Source organism: Streptomyces sp. NPDC032822 (genome assembly GCF_055578825.1).
In genome coordinates, this window is the sequence record NZ_JBVIOL010000008.1 from 470,012 (window position 1) to 485,845 (window position 15,834).

Annotated in this window: 16 protein-coding genes, 1 pseudogene and 1 riboswitch; of the genes and pseudogenes, 4 read left to right on the plus strand and 13 right to left on the minus strand. The window is 69.3% G+C overall.

What is annotated here, in order from left to right; genetic code table 11:
* Positions 1-31: 31 nt before the first annotated feature.
* From ACZ5VD_RS25025 to ACZ5VD_RS25040, 4 genes are all read right to left on the minus strand, one after another.
* Positions 32-1,054 (minus strand): C40 family peptidase, encoded by a 1,023-nt coding sequence (locus ACZ5VD_RS25025; protein WP_468549363.1) that lies wholly within the window; start codon positions 1,052-1,054, stop codon positions 32-34.
* A 231-nt stretch (positions 1,055-1,285) separates the two neighbouring features.
* Positions 1,286-2,320 (minus strand): C40 family peptidase, encoded by a 1,035-nt coding sequence (locus tag ACZ5VD_RS25030; protein WP_468549362.1) that lies wholly within the window; start codon positions 2,318-2,320, stop codon positions 1,286-1,288.
* Between the two features lie 211 nt (positions 2,321-2,531).
* Positions 2,532-3,875, minus strand: a complete 1,344-nt coding sequence (locus tag ACZ5VD_RS25035; RefSeq protein WP_468549361.1) for an NYN domain-containing protein — start codon at positions 3,873-3,875, stop codon at positions 2,532-2,534.
* A gap of 34 nt (positions 3,876-3,909) precedes the next feature.
* A complete protein-coding gene (locus ACZ5VD_RS25040; protein WP_468549360.1) occupies positions 3,910-4,149 on the minus strand; it encodes a hypothetical protein in 240 nt (79 codons plus the stop codon).
* A gap of 177 nt (positions 4,150-4,326) precedes the next feature.
* Between ACZ5VD_RS25040 and ACZ5VD_RS25045 the strand changes: the two genes are divergently transcribed.
* The 3 genes and pseudogenes from ACZ5VD_RS25045 to ACZ5VD_RS25055 all read left to right on the plus strand — a co-directional run.
* Entirely contained in the window at positions 4,327-5,070 is a 744-nt protein-coding gene (locus ACZ5VD_RS25045; protein ID WP_468549359.1) for a rhomboid family intramembrane serine protease, read from the plus strand.
* A complete protein-coding gene (locus ACZ5VD_RS25050; RefSeq protein WP_468549358.1) occupies positions 5,067-5,348 on the plus strand; it encodes an Lrp/AsnC family transcriptional regulator in 282 nt (93 codons plus the stop codon). Before ACZ5VD_RS25045 ends, ACZ5VD_RS25050 begins: the two co-directional genes overlap by 4 nt.
* A gap of 151 nt (positions 5,349-5,499) precedes the next feature.
* A pseudogene (locus ACZ5VD_RS25055) lies at positions 5,500-5,776 on the plus strand (glycerate kinase); the annotation flags it as partial.
* Here ACZ5VD_RS25055 and ACZ5VD_RS25060 read toward each other — a convergent pair.
* The 6 genes from ACZ5VD_RS25060 to ctaE all read right to left on the minus strand — a co-directional run bounded on the left by ACZ5VD_RS25060 (position 5,731) and on the right by ctaE (position 12,863).
* Positions 5,731-7,113, minus strand: a complete 1,383-nt coding sequence (locus ACZ5VD_RS25060) for an aminotransferase class V-fold PLP-dependent enzyme (protein ID WP_468683335.1) — start codon at positions 7,111-7,113, stop codon at positions 5,731-5,733. The pseudogene ACZ5VD_RS25055 and the gene ACZ5VD_RS25060 overlap by 46 nt on opposite strands.
* A gap of 154 nt (positions 7,114-7,267) precedes the next feature.
* Positions 7,268-7,384: riboswitch (SAM riboswitch) on the minus strand.
* Positions 7,385-7,458: 74 nt separating this feature from the next.
* The gene (trpD, locus tag ACZ5VD_RS25065; protein WP_468683336.1) at positions 7,459-8,523 is read right to left on the minus strand and encodes an anthranilate phosphoribosyltransferase; all 1,065 of its coding nucleotides are present in this window, start codon (positions 8,521-8,523) and stop codon (positions 7,459-7,461) included.
* A 156-nt stretch (positions 8,524-8,679) separates the two neighbouring features.
* Complete coding sequence (gene qcrB / locus ACZ5VD_RS25070) at positions 8,680-10,320, minus strand: cytochrome bc1 complex cytochrome b subunit (protein ID WP_468549355.1); 1,641 nt, start codon at positions 10,318-10,320, stop codon at positions 8,680-8,682.
* On the minus strand, positions 10,317-11,375 hold the full coding sequence (gene qcrA / locus ACZ5VD_RS25075) for a cytochrome bc1 complex Rieske iron-sulfur subunit (protein ID WP_468549354.1): 1,059 nt from the start codon (positions 11,373-11,375) through the stop codon (positions 10,317-10,319). The genes qcrB and qcrA overlap by 4 nt, the downstream gene beginning before the upstream one ends.
* Positions 11,372-12,181 (minus strand): cytochrome bc1 complex diheme cytochrome c subunit, encoded by an 810-nt coding sequence (qcrC, locus tag ACZ5VD_RS25080; RefSeq protein ID WP_468683338.1) that lies wholly within the window; start codon positions 12,179-12,181, stop codon positions 11,372-11,374. The genes qcrA and qcrC overlap by 4 nt, the downstream gene beginning before the upstream one ends.
* Positions 12,182-12,242: 61 nt before the next feature.
* The gene (gene ctaE / locus ACZ5VD_RS25085) at positions 12,243-12,863 is read right to left on the minus strand and encodes an aa3-type cytochrome oxidase subunit III (protein WP_046261222.1); all 621 of its coding nucleotides are present in this window, start codon (positions 12,861-12,863) and stop codon (positions 12,243-12,245) included.
* 190 nt (positions 12,864-13,053) lie between these two features.
* On the opposite strand from ctaE, the gene ACZ5VD_RS25090 reads away from it, so the two are divergent.
* Positions 13,054-13,455, plus strand: coding sequence for a response regulator (locus ACZ5VD_RS25090; RefSeq protein WP_468683339.1), 402 nt, complete (start codon positions 13,054-13,056; stop codon positions 13,453-13,455).
* A 57-nt stretch (positions 13,456-13,512) separates the two neighbouring features.
* Here the strand turns inward: ACZ5VD_RS25090 and ACZ5VD_RS25095 are convergent, their stop codons facing one another.
* The 3 genes from ACZ5VD_RS25095 to ACZ5VD_RS25105 all read right to left on the minus strand — a co-directional run.
* Complete coding sequence (locus ACZ5VD_RS25095) at positions 13,513-14,775, minus strand: L,D-transpeptidase (RefSeq protein WP_468683340.1); 1,263 nt, start codon at positions 14,773-14,775, stop codon at positions 13,513-13,515.
* Between the two features lie 130 nt (positions 14,776-14,905).
* Positions 14,906-15,304 carry a cytochrome c oxidase subunit 4 gene (locus ACZ5VD_RS25100; RefSeq protein WP_468549350.1) on the minus strand — a complete coding sequence of 133 codons (399 nt, stop codon included), beginning with the start codon at positions 15,302-15,304 and terminating at the stop codon, positions 14,906-14,908.
* The coding region (locus ACZ5VD_RS25105) for a cbb3-type cytochrome c oxidase subunit I (protein ID WP_468683342.1) at positions 15,301-15,834 on the minus strand (534 nt) is incomplete at its 5' end. The genes ACZ5VD_RS25100 and ACZ5VD_RS25105, both read right to left, overlap by 4 nt.

The window sequence follows — 15,834 nt, forward strand, 5'->3', positions numbered from 1 at the left end:
TCCCGATCGTACGGTGACCGCGGCCGACCGGTCAGACCCTCGTGACGGTCGCGCCCGGGATCATGCCCACCGGGTCGTAGCGCACCGGCGCGCCCGGGTAGGGCGCGTGGATGACCTGACCGTTGCCCATGTACATCGCCACGTGGCTGGCGTCGGCCCGGTAGGTGACCAGGTCGCCGGGCCGCGCCTGGGAGAGCGGCACCTGTTGGCCGGCGTAGCGCTGGCCCTGCGAGGTGCGCGGGAGGGAGACGCCGGCCTGCGCGTACGACCACTGCATCAGGCCCGAACAGTCGAAGCCGGAGGGGCCGTTGGCGCCCCAGACGTACGGCTTGCCGAGCGCGGAGCGGGCGGCGGCGATCGCGGCGGCCGCACGGGGCGACCCCGGGGCCGCGTCGCCGAGGTCGGGCAGGGCCTCGCGGCCGGAGCGGGAGGACCGGTCGTAGGCGTCGCGCTCGTCGGACGGCAGGGAGTTGAGCAGTTCGCGCGCCTTGGCGAGCTTCTTCTCGACGGTCCGCTTGTGGGAGGCGACGGCCTTGCGGCTCTTCTCCAGTTCGCCGAGTTTGCCGCTCGCCTCGGAGCGCTCCTGGGCGAGTTCGCGCATGGCTTCCTGGAGGTCCTTGAGCTCGCCCGCCTGGTGCGAGGTGATGCGGTCGAGGACGGCGGCCTTGGCGAGGTAGTCGTCCGGGTCGTCGGAGAACAGCAGCGCGAGGGAGGGGTCGAGACCGCCGGAGCGGTACTGGGCGCCGGCGAGCGACCCGAGCGTCTCCCGCATGCGGTTGATGCGCTCCTGCTGGCGGGCGATCCCGTCCTGCGCGGTGGCGACCTCCTCGCGCAGGTCGTCGGCGCGCTCGTCGGCCTTGTTGAAGGCCTCGGTCGCCTGCTCGGCCTCTTCGTAGAGGCGGTCCACCTCCGCGCGGGTGTTGTCGTGCGGTGCGGCGACGGCCGAAGTGGCAGGGAGGACGCCGAGCGCCGCGGCGGCGGCTGACATGACGCAGAGCGCTGTACTGGCGCCCCGGTCGAACCCGGACGGTGCAAGTCGGCGATGGGACCCCACGGGAAGCCGCACTCCTTCCGCTGGCGGACAGGGAAACGCGGCAGACAGTAGCCCCGTGGAGGGGGCCCCACCAAAGACCTTCGTGGGCACACACAGTGACGCCCCGCCCTAGACGCAGGTCATGGGCGGGGCGCGGGGTCAGTTCACGTTGCCGGGATTCGCCCGAACGGGCGGCGCGGCGTCCCGATCCTGATCGTGATCGGATCCGTGGTGAACCGGATCAGCGGCGGATCAGATCCGGACGCCGAACTGGTACGGCATGTTGTTGATCGACTCGTAGCGGACCACCGCGCCGCTGCGCGGGGCGTGCAGCACCTGGCCGTTGCCCGCGTAGAAGCCGACGTGGTGCTGGTCGCCGTAGAAGATGACCAGGTCGCCGACCCTGAGGTCGCTCTGGGAGGAGATGCGCGTACCGGCGTTGGCCTGGGCCTGCGAGGTGCGCGGGATGGAGACGCCGGCCTGGGCGTAGGCCCAGGAGGTCAGACCCGAGCAGTCGTAGGAGGCGGTGCCGGTGGCGCCGTAGACGTACGGCTTGCCGATCTGGCTCTGGGCGGCCTGGAAGGCGGCCATCGCCCGGCCGGAGCCGGCGGTGGCGTTGCCGAGGTCCACCCGGCTGGCGGAGGAACGACTGGCGCGGGCGTCCTCGGCGGCGATGGCGGCCTTCTCGGCGGCCGTCAGCGTGTTCAGGACCTGTCGCGCCTCGGCGAGCTTGCTCTGGACTTCCTTCTTCTTCTTGCCCAGTTCGGTGCGGGTGCTCGCGAGGTCCTTGAGCTTCTCGGAGGCCTCGGAGCGGTCCTGGGCGAGCTCGCGCTGCTTGTCCTGGATCTTCTTCAGCGCCTCGACCTGCTGAGCGCTCAGCTGGTCCATCGCGGACGCCTTGTCCAGGTAGTCGTCCGGGTCGGCGGACAGGAACAGCTGGACCGAGGGATCGACGCTGCCCGTGCGGTACTGGGCGGCTGCCGCCAGGCCTATGGAGTCACGGAGCTCGTTGAGCTCCTCCTGGCCGCGGGCGACGTTGTCCTGGATCGTGGAGATCTCCTTCTGGAGCTTCTCCTGCTTCTCCTTCGCCCCGTTGAACTTCTCGGTGGCCTGTTCGGCCTCCTCGTAGAGCTTGTCGACCTTGGTCTTGACCTCGTCCTTGCTCGGCTTCTCGCTCGGCGCCGCATTGGCAGCCTGGGAGCTGAGGGCGACCGCAGCGGCGGCTGCGGTGGTCAGCACGGTCACACGTGCACGACTCGGTTGCTTGGGTCGACGGTGGGACGCCACGGAGGTGAACTCCTTCTTTTGAGTGATCACCCGCTCGGAGGTTCGAGCCCAGACCCTAGTGACCCTCCCGTGATCAGTTCAAATCCTCACGCGAAAAATCTCGTCACACCCTGCATTCTTTACACTCAACTCACCTGCAGTGACGCCCGATTGACCCTACGTTGCGTGACAGTCCCGTCAATTCGGGCATTAAACCTCTCCGTTGGCCTTTTCAGGACAGGCGCTTGAGAAGCATCGCGGAAGCCACCGGGCGCGCCCCCGTCCGGGCCACCCCGTCGGCGACCTCGCGGTCGGTGGAGGCGACGATGACCGGGCGCCCCGGCGGCTCCGCGCGCACCAGCTGACGGATCAACTCGTCCGCGGTGACGCCCGGCTTGGAGAACAGCACCCGCACCCCGCGCGGCGGCGCCAGGAGCACCGGCGCGGCCAGCTCGGCCCCGTCGAAGACACAGGTCACCTCGGCGCCGGTCTGCGCGGCGAGCTGCGAGAGCTGCCCGAGCAGCCGCAACCGCTGCTTCTCCAGGGGCATCTGGGGATAGCCGGTCTTGGTCACGTTGTAGCCGTCGACGACCAGGTGGGCCTGCGGCAGCGCGAGGAGCTGGTCGAGGATCGCGGGGTCATTTTCGGACAGCGCCCGCGCGGCGATGTCCTTCGGGGTCATCCGCCCCGGTTCGACCGCGTCCACGGTCTCGGCCGGCCGCACGGACACCGGAGGCAGCGCGAGCTCCCGGCGCAGCCCCTGGGTCGCGTCCAGCAGGGTGTCGAGGAGCAGCCGGACCCGCATGTCCTCGACGCTGCGGCCCTCGCGGGCGGCCTTGCGGGTGGCCTCCAGGGACGCCTCGGCCTCGCCGAGGCGGGTCTTCAGGCGCCGGGACTCGCTCTCGGCGGCGGACAGCTGGGTGTGCCCCTCCGCGCGGGCGGTGTCCATCTCGCTGTGCAGCTTACGCAGGGCGGCCTCACCGCGCTTGACGTCACTGTGGGCCGCGCGCAGTTTGCGGTGCAGCGACTCCGCTTCCTTCTTGGCCGCGTCCAGCTCGGTGCGCAGCCGCTCGGTCTCGGCCCGGAGGTGCTCACGGGCCCGGTCGAGCTCCTCGCGCAGTCGCTCCAGCTCGGCCCGGCTCTCCTCGTCGGCGCGCTCGGCGTCGGCCCGCTGGGCCTCCTCGCCGGCCGCGGTCACGAGCTTCACCCAGCCGGCGGGACGCAGTACGTAGGCCGCGGCCGCCACGTCGAGCGGGTCCGCGGCCGGAGGCGGTGCGCCGGAGTCGAGGGCGCCGGACAGCTCCGGCTGCGCCTCTCTGAACTTCTCGCCGATCCGCTGCCGGAACAGCGGGTCGGTCTCCAGGGCGGCCGCCATGGCGTTGCCGGCGAACTTGGCCCGCCGGTTCGGCGCGAACCGGGCGAACTGCCGCAGCTGGGCGGGCAGTTCGCCGATGGTCAGACCGCCGAAGCCGTCGGAGACGATCTGTACGACCCGGCGGCGCACACCGTCGGGCAGCGGACGGTCGAGCACCTCGGCGGCGCCGTCGCCCGGCTCCCCGCCATCGGTCTCCACCATCGTCACCCCAATGCCTGTGCGGGGCCCGCTCCCGTCAGGAGCCGGCGCCCGGCCTGTCCACGAGTTCCACCTGATCCACCGCGTTGCACCAGCGACAGCGCACCGACTCGATGCTCTCACTGACCACGTCGCGCTCCTCGACCTTCGGCTCGCCGGCCAGATCGAGGTGGATGTACTCGACCACCTTCGACGAGCGGGTCACGTCGAAGCGGGTGAGGTTGCCGCAGAGGCTGCAGCGCCACCGCGTCGAGGCAGTCGGCAGGGGAACCGTCATCGTGGCTGGTCGCCTTCCTTCTTGTTCTCTCTAGTGTCCTACGCGCCTGTGACACACCGGGCGGACCCGGGGCGTGTGGCTCGTTACCCTACGGCCTGGCGGGGACTCGCCGCTCCGTCGTCCACCGCGGCGAGGCGGTCTGCGCCGTTCGGTCCCCTTACGTCATGCTCTGTGTTCATGATCAGCACAAGGAGCGGGACGGCCGGTCGAACGGTCGGGGCACTGCGGTGGCCGTCGGCGCCGGTGACCTACGGACTGATCGCCGCGTGCTGTCTCCTCTTCCTGGCCGGCCCCGCGTCGGGGCTGAATCCGGCCTACGGCTCCGGCGACGCGCTGCTCGCCGCGCAGCGGGCCTACTTCCACCGCTGGGGCGTGGTCCCCGCAGAACTGTTCGAGGGCTCGGCCCGGGCCGCACTCACCCCCGCCACGGCCCTCTTCGTACACGGCAGCTGGGTCCACCTGCTGGGCAACATGCTCTTCCTCTACGTCTTCGGCGTGCTGACCGAGGAACGGATGGGCCGCGTCCAGTTCACTCTGTTCTACCTGAGCTGCGGCTACCTCGCCCTGCTGGGCTACGCCGCCGCCAACGCCGACTCCGAGCAGTCCCTGGTCGGCGCGTCCGGGGCGATCTCGGCGATCCTCGGCGCGTTCCTGTACCTGTTCCCCGGCGCCCGTGTCACCAGTCTCCTGCCGTTCCTCTTCTTCCTGCCGCTGCGCTTCCCCGCCTGGGTGGTCCTGCCCTTCTGGGCGGCCCTGCAGTGGCTGGCCGCCGGACAGGCCGGGCAGGGCCCCGGCGTGGCCTATCTGGCCCACCTGGTGGGCTTCGGCCTGGGACTGGCCTTCGCGTGGGTCCGTTTCGGACGTACTACTAGAGTGAGGGCCGCCCCAGCTCCGGCCCCCGAGGGAGAGAACCAGCCGTGATCACCGCGATCGTCCTCATCAAGACCAGCGTGGACCGGATCCCCGAGATCGCGGAACGGATCGCCGCGCTGGAGAGCGTCAGCGAGGTCTTCTCCGTCACCGGGACGTACGACCTGATCGCCATGGTCCGGGTGAAGCGGCACGAGGACCTGGCCGAGGTCATCCCGGGCAGCATCAGCAAGATCCCCGGCGTGGAGGGGACGGACACGCACGTGGCGTTCCGGACGTACTCGCAGCACGACCTGGAGGCCGCGTTCGCGATCGGGCTGGACAGCTGACCCGACGGCCGAGGAACCGCCCCAGGATGAGGAGTTCTTCATCCCGGGCTCATCCCGGCCCCCGGGAGGCGGCGGCAGGAGCGGCCCCACGGCCTTCTCCCGCCGAGTCGCCGTGGCCCCCGGCGGTTTCAAGAAGCCGTCCGCCCGGGCCGCCGAGGGCGCGCTGGACCACCGGACGCCCCGTGGGAAGGTTCCCGCCGAGGTGGCCCGGCGGGCCAAGCCGTACGGGCGCCCGGTGCTCGCGCCCGGGTGCCGGGCGTGGACGCGTGCGGCGGGATCCTGCCGGCGCCGATGGCGGCGGCGCTGAACTCCTCACCGACGCCACCGAGCGCGCCCTCGGGGTGATCCTGCTGGGGGCCCGAATGCCCGGGCCCCGGGTGCCTCACGCGGAGGTGTCGGGCACGCAACGGCCTTCTTCGGTGCGGTAGTTCCACCGGGCGCCGTCGCGGACCAGTTCCTTCACGGCGCCCACGAACCGCTCCACGTGCTCGTCGGGGGTGCCCGCGCCGAAGCTCACCCGGATCGCGTTGAGGGACTTCTCGCCGGGCGCGGCCTCGGGGGCACCGCACTCGCCCTGGGTCTGCGGGTCGCTGCCGAGCAGCGTGCGCACCAGCGGGTGGGCGCAGAACAGTCCGTCCCGCACGCCGATGCCGTACTCGGCGGAGAGCGCGGCGGCGAAGTGGGAGCTGTTCCAGCCCTCGACGACGAAGGAGATCACACCGACGCGCGGGGCGTCGTCGCCGAAGAGGGAGAGGATCCGGACCTCCGGGACCTCCGCGAGCCCGGCCCGGACCCGGGAGATCAGGTGCTGCTCCCGGGCGACCAGCGAGTCGAAGCCGGCCTCGGTGAGCGCCTTGCAGGCGGAGGCGATGGCGTAGACGCCGATCACGTTGGGCGAGCCGGCCTCGTGGCGGGCGGCGCTCTCGTGCCACTCCACGTCCACTCCCCCGTCCTCGCGCCGCGTGACCTTGCGGCTGGCGCCGCCGCCCGCGAGGTAGGGGTCGGCCGCGACCAGCCAGTCGGACCGGCCGGCCAGCACGCCGGAGCCGAACGGGGCGTACAGCTTGTGCCCGGAGAAGGCGATCCAGTCGACGTCGAGGTCCCGCACCGACACCGGGTGGTGCGGGGCCAGCTGCGCGGCGTCCAGGACGATCCGGGCGCCGTGCGCGTGGGCGGCGGCGGCCAGCTCCCGCACCGGCCACAGCTCACCGGTGACGTTCGAGGCGCCGGTGACGCAGACCAGGGCCGGGCCGTACCCCTCGCCCAGGGGCACCGTGCGCTCGGCGAGGGCGCGCTCCAGGGTCGCGACGGCCTGGCCCGGGGTGCGCGGGGCGTCGAGGTAGGTGACCCGGGCGTCCTTCCAGGGCAGCAGCGAGGCGTGGTGCTCGGTCTCGAAGACGAAGACCTGGCAGTCGGCCGGCAGCGCGGAGGCGAGGAGGTTCAGCGAGTCGGTGGTGGACCGGGTGAAGACCAGCTGGTCGTCCTCGCGGCAGTCGAGGAACTCGGCGACCGTCTTCCGGGCGTTCTCGAAGAGGTCGGTGGACAGCTGGGAGAGGTAGCCGGCCCCGCGGTGGACGCTGCCGTAGTAGGGGGCGTACGCCGCAACGTCGTCCCAGACCCGCTGGAGCGCCGGGGCGCTGGCCGCGTAGTCGAGCGCGGCGTAGCTGACCTCGCCGCCGGTGACGAGCGGCACAGTGACATCACGGCCCAGAACGGGCAGCGGGGAACAAATGGCCTGGGCGACGGCAGCGGTGGAGACAGACATGGCGAACTCCTGTGAGAAGCAAGAAAAAAAAGGGGGGTGAAAGGGGGAAAGAGGTACGCGGAAGGGGGCTCTTCGCCCTATCGCATTCGCTTGCTCACAGAAGGCTCCTCGACGACCAGGATCCCTGGTACTGCGCTCGTTTCGAGCGGCGAGGGATCCGCGCTTGCCGTACACCTTGTGGTGCACGGCCTGGTCTTCACCCGGGGCACCCCGCCACGGACGGAGGGTTGCCGGACAGTCGGCCGGGGCCTCATGACTGTCACTCATGACCTGCAAAAAACGTACGCGAAGTGATCGTGGTCCCGCAACCCGTGTCCGGATCGCGGGACATCACGACACGGGGCACTACCTGTTGGTGGCCGCCACCCAGCGCTCCAGCGTCCGCTTCGCCGCCCCCGAGTCGATCGACTCGGCCGTCCTGACCATCTTGGCCCGCAGCTGCTCGGCCAGCGGCGCCCCGGTCGGCTCCAGCGCCACCAGCGCCGCCGCCGAGTTCAGCAGTACGGCGTCCCGCACCGGGCCGCTCTCACCGTCCAGCAGGCGCCGGGCGACCTCGGCGTTGTACGAGGCGTCCGCGCCCCGCAGGGCTTCCACCGGTACCAGTTCGAGGCCGACGTGCCGCGGGTCGAAGGCCTCCTCGGTGACCTTGCCGTTCCGCACGACCCACACCCGGGAGGTGGCCGTGGTGGTGAGTTCGTCGAGGCCGTCGTCACCGCGGAAGACCAGCGCGGACGAACCCCGCTCGGCCAGGACGCCGGCGATGAGCCCGGCCATCCGGGTGTCGAAGCAGCCCACCGCGGAGGCGGTGACCTTGGCGGGGTTGGTCAGCGGACCGAGCAGGTTGAACGAGGTCGGAATCCCGAGGTCGCGCCGGACCCCTCCGACGAAGCGCATCGAGGGATGGAACTTGGCGGCGAAGCAGAAGGTGATCCCGGCCTCCTCCACCACCCGCGCCACGCCTTCGGGCGACAGGTCCAGGTTGATGCCGAGCTTCTCCAGTACGTCGGAGGAGCCGCTCGCCGAGGACGAGGCCCGGTTGCCGTGCTTGACGACCTTGGCGCCGGTGCCCGCGATCACGATGGCGGACATCGTCGAGATGTTGACCGTCCTGGCCCGGTCGCCGCCGGTGCCGACGATGTCGACGGCCGGGCCCGGGATGTCCAGGGGCTGCGCGTGCGCGTACATCGCCTCGACGAGACCGGTGACCTCCTCGACCGTCTCGCCCTTGGCCCGCAGCGCCACCATGAAGCCCGCGATCTGGGCGTCCGAGGCCTCGCCGCTCATGAAGCGGTCCATCGCCCAGGCTGTGTCACCGGCGCTCAGGTCCCGGCCGGCGAGCAGCGCGCTCAGTACCTCGGGCCAGGAACGGTCCGCCGCGGTGTCGCCTCCTGCGGGGGTCACAGCGCTCATCAGCCGCTCCTGGATCAGTCCCGTACAGCGGGACGCGAGTCTCAACGAGGTCCACCCTATCCAGCCGGCGGACACGGCGAAGGGCCCCGTCCGGTGTTCGGACGGGGCCCTTCGCTCCCTACTACCGCCTACTACCGCGCGTGGCGAGCGCAGCGATCAGTGGTGGCCGTGGCCGCTCGTGATCTCCTTGTACTCCTCGACCGTCGGCTTGGCGATCTGGCTCTCCTCGCCGTAGTACGACTCGCTGAGCTTGGCGCGCAGCTTCGCGGAGCCCTTCACCTTGCGCTCGACACCGTTCTCGTCGACCGTCGGGCCGATCTCGGCGGGCTGGTACTGCTCGTGCGCGGTGAGGGTGTGCAGCGCGTCCTGGCTGAGCGGCTCGTGCACCTCGATGAACTCACCGTGCGGCAGGCGCTTGATGATGCCGGACTCGCGGCCGTGCAGCACCGTGTCCTTGTCGCGGCGCTGGAGGCCGAGGCAGATCCGCTTGGTGACGACGAACGCGATGACCGGGGCGACGAAGAACGCGATCCGGACGAACCAGGTGATGGCGTTGATCGACAGGTGGAAGTGGGTGGCCCAGAGGTCGTTTCCACCACCGATCAGCAGCACCATGTACCAGGTGATCCACGCGACACCGAAGGCCGTACGCGTCGGCACGTTGCGCGGGCGGTCCAGGATGTGGTGCTCGCGCTTGTCGCCGGTGACCCAGGACTCGATGAACGGGTAGACCGCGATCGCGACCAGGACCAGCGGGAAGATCACCAGCGGGATGAACACGCCCAGGACGAGCGTGTGACCCCAGAAGTTGATCTCCCAGCCCGGCATGACACGGATCAGGCCCTCGGAGAAGCCCATGTACCAGTCGGGCTGGGCGCCGGTGGACACCTGGTCCGGCCGGTAGGGGCCCATGGACCAGATCGGGTTGATCGAGGCGATCGCCGAGATGGCCGCGATGACACCGAAGACCAGGAAGAAGAAGCCTCCGGCCTTGGCCATGTAGACCGGCAGCAGCGGCATGCCGACGACGTTGTTGTTCGTCTTTCCGGGGCCCGCGAACTGCGTGTGCTTGTGGTAGAAGACCAGGATCAGGTGGCCGACGACCAGGCCGAGCATGATGCCCGGCAGCAGCAGTACGTGGATCGAGTAGAAGCGGGCCACGAAGTCGCCGCCCGGGAACTCGCCGCCGAAGAGGAAGAACGACAGGTACGTGCCGACGACCGGCACGGACAGGACCGCGCCCTCCATGAAGCGGACACCGGTGCCGGAGAGCAGGTCGTCAGGGAGTGAGTAGCCGGTGAACCCGGTGAACATGCCCAGGACGAACAGCAGGAAGCCGAACAGCCAGTTGACCTCGCGGGGCTTGCGGAACGCACCCGTGAAGAACACGCGCATCATGTGCACGAACATGCCGGCGAGGAAGATCAGCGCCGCCCAGTGGTGGATCTGCCGGATCAGCAGGCCACCGCGCACATCGAAGGAGATGTGCATGGTCGAGTTGAACGCCTCGGACATCAGCTGGCCCTGCAGCGGGACGTAGCTGCCGTGGTACTCCACCTCGTTCATCGACGGGTGGAAGAACAGCGTCAGATACACACCCGTGAGGATGATGATGATGAAGCTGTAGAGGCAGACCTCACCCAACATGAACGACCAGTGGTCGGGGAAGATCTTGCGCATGTTGGCCTTGGCCAGGGAGTAGATCCCCAGCCGGCCGTCGGCCCAGTCGGCGACGCGCTCGCCGGCCGGCGCCTTCTCGCGCGAGCGCGAGTCGGAGGTGGTCGTCTCAGTGCTCATCCGCGCTCCCAGAAAGCAGGACCGACGGGCTCGTCGAAGTCGCCGTGCGCCTCGAGGTAGCCCTCGTCGTTCACACCGATGCGCAGCTGCGGCAGGGCGTGACCGGCGGGGCCGAAGATCACCCGGGCGCCGTCGGAGAGGTCGAAGGTGGACTGGTGGCAGGGGCACAGCACGTGGTGCGTCTGCTGCTCGTACAGGGAGATCGGGCAACCGACGTGGGTGCAGATCTTCGAGTACGCCACGATGCCCTCGTGCGACCACTCGAGCTCGCGCTTGTCCTTGATGTTGTCCGGCTGGATCCGGACGATCATCAGGGCGGCCTTGGCGATCTCGGTCTGGAACTCGTGGTCGTCCTCCTCCAGGCCCTCGGGCTTGGCGAAGGTCAGCGAGCCGACCGCGATGTCCGAGGGGCGCAGCGGCTCGTTGGTGTTCATGTTGACGAGCAGCTTGCCCTTGGACCACAGGGTGTGGCGGAGCTTGGTGCCGGGCAGCGGACCGAGGTCGCGCAGCAGCATCACGCCGGAGAGCGGGAACAGGGCCAGCGCGCCGAACATCGTGTTGCGGATCAGCTTGCGGCGGCCGAGCGCTGACTCCTTGGCACCCTGCTTGAAGTCGGCCATGACCTGGGCCTTGACCTCGGGCGGAGCCTCGATCGGGTGCCGCTCGGCGGGGATCTCCACGTCGGACATCAGGGTGCGGGCCCAGTGGACCGCGCCCGCGCCGATGAGGAACAGCGCCGATCCCAGCGTCAGGCCCAGCGCGAAGTTCAACGCGTTGATGTGCCCGATCGGGAAGACGTAGATCGCCCTGTCGTGCGGGATCGCCACGTACGAGACGATGAAGCCGACGGTGGCCAGCATCGACAGCACGAACATCATGGCGACCGTGCGCTCGGACCGCCTGGCGGCCCGCTCGTCGATGTCCTGGACGCGGTGCTCGTGGGGCGGCAGCCCGGGGTCGGCGAACGGGTTCTTCTCGTCCGCGACGCCTACGGCACCGTGCGCGTGGCCCTGCTCTGCGGGCAGGTTCTCTTCTGGAATGTCTTGGCTACTCATGACTTCTTGGCCTTTGCGGTCCGAGCGGCGACCCAGACGGCGACCGCGATCAGCGCGCCGAGTCCGAAGATCCAGGCGAACAGGCCTTCGGAGACCGGACCGAGTCCGCCCAGCTCAAGACCGCCGGGGCTCTCGGTGTCGTCGCCGTTGACCGCGTCGAGGTACGCGATGATGTCCTTCTTGTTCTGCTCCGACAGCGTGGTGTCGGGGAAGGAGGGCATGTTCTGCGGGCCGGTCTGCATGGCCTCGTAGAGGTGCTTGGGGGCGACACCTTCGAGGTCCGGCGCGAACTTGCCGTGCGTCAGCGCGCCACCCTTGCCGGTGAAGTTGTGGCACTGGGCGCAGTTGGTGCGGAACAGTTCACCGCCCTTGGCGATGTCGGCACCGTCGGGGCCGTACTGAGCCGCGGTCGGCACGTTCGGACCGGCGCCCAGCGACGCGATGTACGTCGCGAGCTGGTCGATCTCGGCCTGGGTGTAGATGACCTTCTTCTTCGGGACCTGCGCGCCCGGCTGCTGGGCCGGCATACGGCCGGTGCCGACCTGGAAGTCGACGGCGGCGGCGCCGACACCCACCAGGCTCGGACCGTCGGAGGTGCCCTGACCGCCGGTGCCGTGGCAGCTGGCGCAGCCTACGGCGTAGAGCTTCTTGCCCTCGTCGATGGCGAGAGACTGGGCGGTGTCATCGGCCTGCGCCTTGCTCGCGGGCGCGAGTGTGGCGTACAGCCCCCCGGTGCATGCCAGCGCGAGGAGTAGGACGACGAGCGCCGCCAGCGGATGGCGTCGTCGTGCGGAGAGCTTTTTCACGGATTACCCCGGTGTCAGGATCTTCTGCGTCGATGCTTGCGATGTGCGGGAGCGGTCCCGGCTACTTGATCAGGTAGATCGTGGCGAAGAGGCCGATCCAGACGACATCGACGAAGTGCCAGTAGTAGGACACGACGATGGCCGCGGTCGCCTGCTCGTGGGTGAACCTCTTCGCCGCGTAGGTGCGGCCGAGGACGAACAGGAAGGCGATGAGGCCGCCCGTCACGTGCAGGCCGTGGAAGCCGGTGGTCAGGTAGAAGACCGAGCCGTACGGGTCGGAGGAGAGCGAGAGCCCGTCCTTCTTGACCAGCTCGGTGTACTCGTACACCTGACCACCGATGAAGATCGCACCCATCACGAAGGTGACGATGAACCACATCCGGAGCTTCTTCACGTCCCCGCGCTCGGCGGCGAAGACGCCGAGCTGGCAGGTGAGTGAGGAGAGCACCAGGATCGTGGTGTTGGTCGCCGAGAACGGAAGGTTCAGGCTGTGCGCCATTTCCTTCCAGTGATCAGGACCCGTCACCGATCGCAGGGTGAAGTACATCGCGAAGAGGGCCGCGAAGAACATCAGCTCGGAACTCAGCCAGATGATGGTTCCGACGCTGGTGAGGTTCGGCCGGTTGACCGACGGGTGCGCGTGCCCGGTTTCTACTGTCGTTGCTGTCGCCACGACCGACATTATGTCGGTCGCTTATCCCGCCCTCACTCCGGGGGGTGCCGTTCGGAGTGTTCGCAGGGTGTGTACTGCCCGTATGGCCCATCGAAGCGGTGTTCCAACAGGTGTTGACGGGGTGTTCAAGGGAGTAGCATCCGCCGCATCGGGCTCTGCCCGTTCTTTGGCCGTACGACGCTGACGTCCCGGAGGAAGCATGCAGCCGACCGCCACGGTGCTGGTCTACAGCGACGACTCCAACACCCGCGAACAGGTGCGGCTGGCGACCGGGCGCAGGCCCGCTCCCGATGTCCCCGTGGTGGAGTTCCTGGAGTGCGCGACCCCGGCCGCCGTGGTGAAGGAGCTGGACCGGGGCGGCGTCGACGTCTGTGTGCTGGATGGTGAGTCCAGTCCCATGGGAGGCATGGGGCTCTGCCGTCAGCTCAAGGACGAGATCTTCGACTGCCCGCCGGTGCTGGTGCTGATCGGGCGCCCGCAAGACGCCTGGCTGGCCACGTGGAGCCGTGCGGAGGCGGCGGTGACGCTGCCGGTGGATCCGGTGGAGTTCGCGGCGGCCCTGGCCGCGTTGCTGCGGGAGAAGAAGGCTCTGAGCGCCTAGGGCCCACGCCGGCGGAGCCGCGTATCGATCACGCGGCTCCGCGTCTGTGGGGGCGTCTCAGGCGCTCTCGGGGCGCAGTCTGGCCTGTTCCTCCGGGCCCGGGCCCTCGGGGTCGCCCTTGACCAGGGCGCTGCCGCCGCGCCACTTCTTCCAGGCGAGGTTCCAGTCGCCGAAGCCGTTGCCGAAGCTCTCCATGGTGTCGCCGTACGAGTTGACGACCTTGACGACGTCGCCCTCGCGGACGTGGTCGAAGAACCACTCGGCGTTGGACGTGCTCATGCCGGTGCAGCCGTGGCTGACGTTGGCGTACCCCTGGGAGCCGACGGACCAGGGGGCGGCGTGGACGTACTCGCCGCTCCAGGTGACGCGGGTGGCGTAGTACACCGGGAGGTCGTACGACTCCGAGGATCCCTCGGCGATGCCGATACTGGTGCCGCGCATCCGTACGAAGTACTCCTTGCCGAGTACGACCTTGACGCCGTTGCGGGTCTCGAAGCCGGGCTTGCCGGTGGTGACGGGGATCTCGTTGATGACCTCGCCGTTCTTGTAGACCGTCATCGAGTGCGTCGAGGCGTCGGTCACCGCGATGACGCGGTCGCCCGTGGTGATCTTCAGCGGCTTGGTGGCGCCGCCCCACAGCCGGTCGCTGATCTTGATGCCCTCCAGGTTGCTGCGGACCTGGATGGTGGCCTTGGTGGGCCAGTACTCCTTGGGGCGGTAGTGGAGTTCCTTGTCGTCCACCCAGTGCCAGGCGCCGGCCGCGGCGGGCACGGAGTCGACCTTGAGGGCCCGTTCCACGACGGCCCGCTGGGCCTTGTCCTTGATGGGCATGCCCAGTTCGGCCGTGATGGGCTGGCCGACGCCGTAGGTGCCCGTCTTGGGCCCGAAGGTGACCTTCAGCCGCTTCTTGGTGAGGGGCTTGCCCGTGTCGAGGTCGAGGACCCGGCGGCCGGGCGCCCCGTCCTCGTCCTCGGTGCTCACCCGGACCGTGTAGTGGGCGTTGGCGGCCAGCGGAGTGGTGCTGTGCCAGCGACTGCCGTCGGCGGAGAGTTCGCCCGCCAGAAAGCGTCCTGCGGCGTCCTTGGCCGTGACGTCCGTGATGCGGTCGTCGTCGTCCTCGGTGGTGACCTCCAGCGGCTTGTCCGGGTCGGCCTTCTTGCCGTCGCCGGTGGGGCCGTTGAAGGAGATCCGGTCCGTCGCGTCGTACGGCGCGGCGGAGAGGGGGTGGCCGTCGCTGCCGCAGGCGGTGGCGCCCGCGCCGAGGGCGATCACCAGCAGCGTGCAGCTGACGACGGTACGGGTGCGGGGTGCGTGGCTCATGACTTCACGCTAGGGAGCTTCGTCAAGGGCGGCGCGCTGGGTAACCCCTACGAGGGAACGGCATTGCGGCAAAAGCAGGAGCCCGGACTCTCCTGACGGAGTGTCCGGGCCCCGGAGAGCTCAGCGCGTGCTACTGGGTGCGGCTCTCACCGCGGTAGTACTCGAAGACCCAGCCCCACAGACCGATCAGGAGCAGCGGCGCCGAGAAGTACATCAGCCACCAGCCGATCGCGACCGACAGGAAGGCGAGCGCACCGCCGACCGCGAGGGAGAGCGGCTGCCAGCTGTGCGGGCTGAAGAACCCGACCTCGCCGGCGTCGTCCGCGACGTCCGCGTCCTTGTTGTCCTGCGCACCGGCGTCGACCCGCCGGGCCGTGAAGCCCAGGTAGAAGCCGATCATGATGGACAGGCCGAAGGCCAGGAAGAGCGCCGTGGTACCGGCCGGCTCCTTCGACCACACGCCATAGACGATCGCCATGACGAGGATGAAGACGCTCAGCCAGATGAACATCCTGCCCTGGATCTTCACTTGCCGGCCTCCTTGCCGCCGTTGCCGGCCAGAGCCTTCTCGCCGTGACCGGCGTTCTCGAGCTGGTCGAGAGCGGCGATCTCGGGGTGGTGCAGGTCGAACGCCGGGGATTCACTGCGGATCCGCGGCAGGGTGAGGAAGTTGTGCCGCGGGGGCGGGCACGAGGTGGCCCACTCCAGCGAGCGGCCGTAGCCCCACGGGTCGTCGACGCCGACGGGCTTGCCGTACTTGGCCGTCTTCCACACGTTGTACATGAACGGCAGGATCGACAGACCGAGCAGGAACGAGCTGATCGTCGAGATCGTGTTCAGGGCGGTGAAGCCGTCGGCCGCCAGATAGTCGGCGTAGCGACGGGGCATGCCCTCGGCACCCAGCCAGTGCTGGACGAGGAAGGTGCCGTGGAAGCCGATGAACAGCGTCCAGAAGGTGATCTTGCCGAGGCGTTCGTCGAGCATCTTGCCGGTCATCTTCGGCCACCAGAAGTGGAAGCCGGAGAACATCGCGAAGACGACGGTGCCGAAGACGACGTA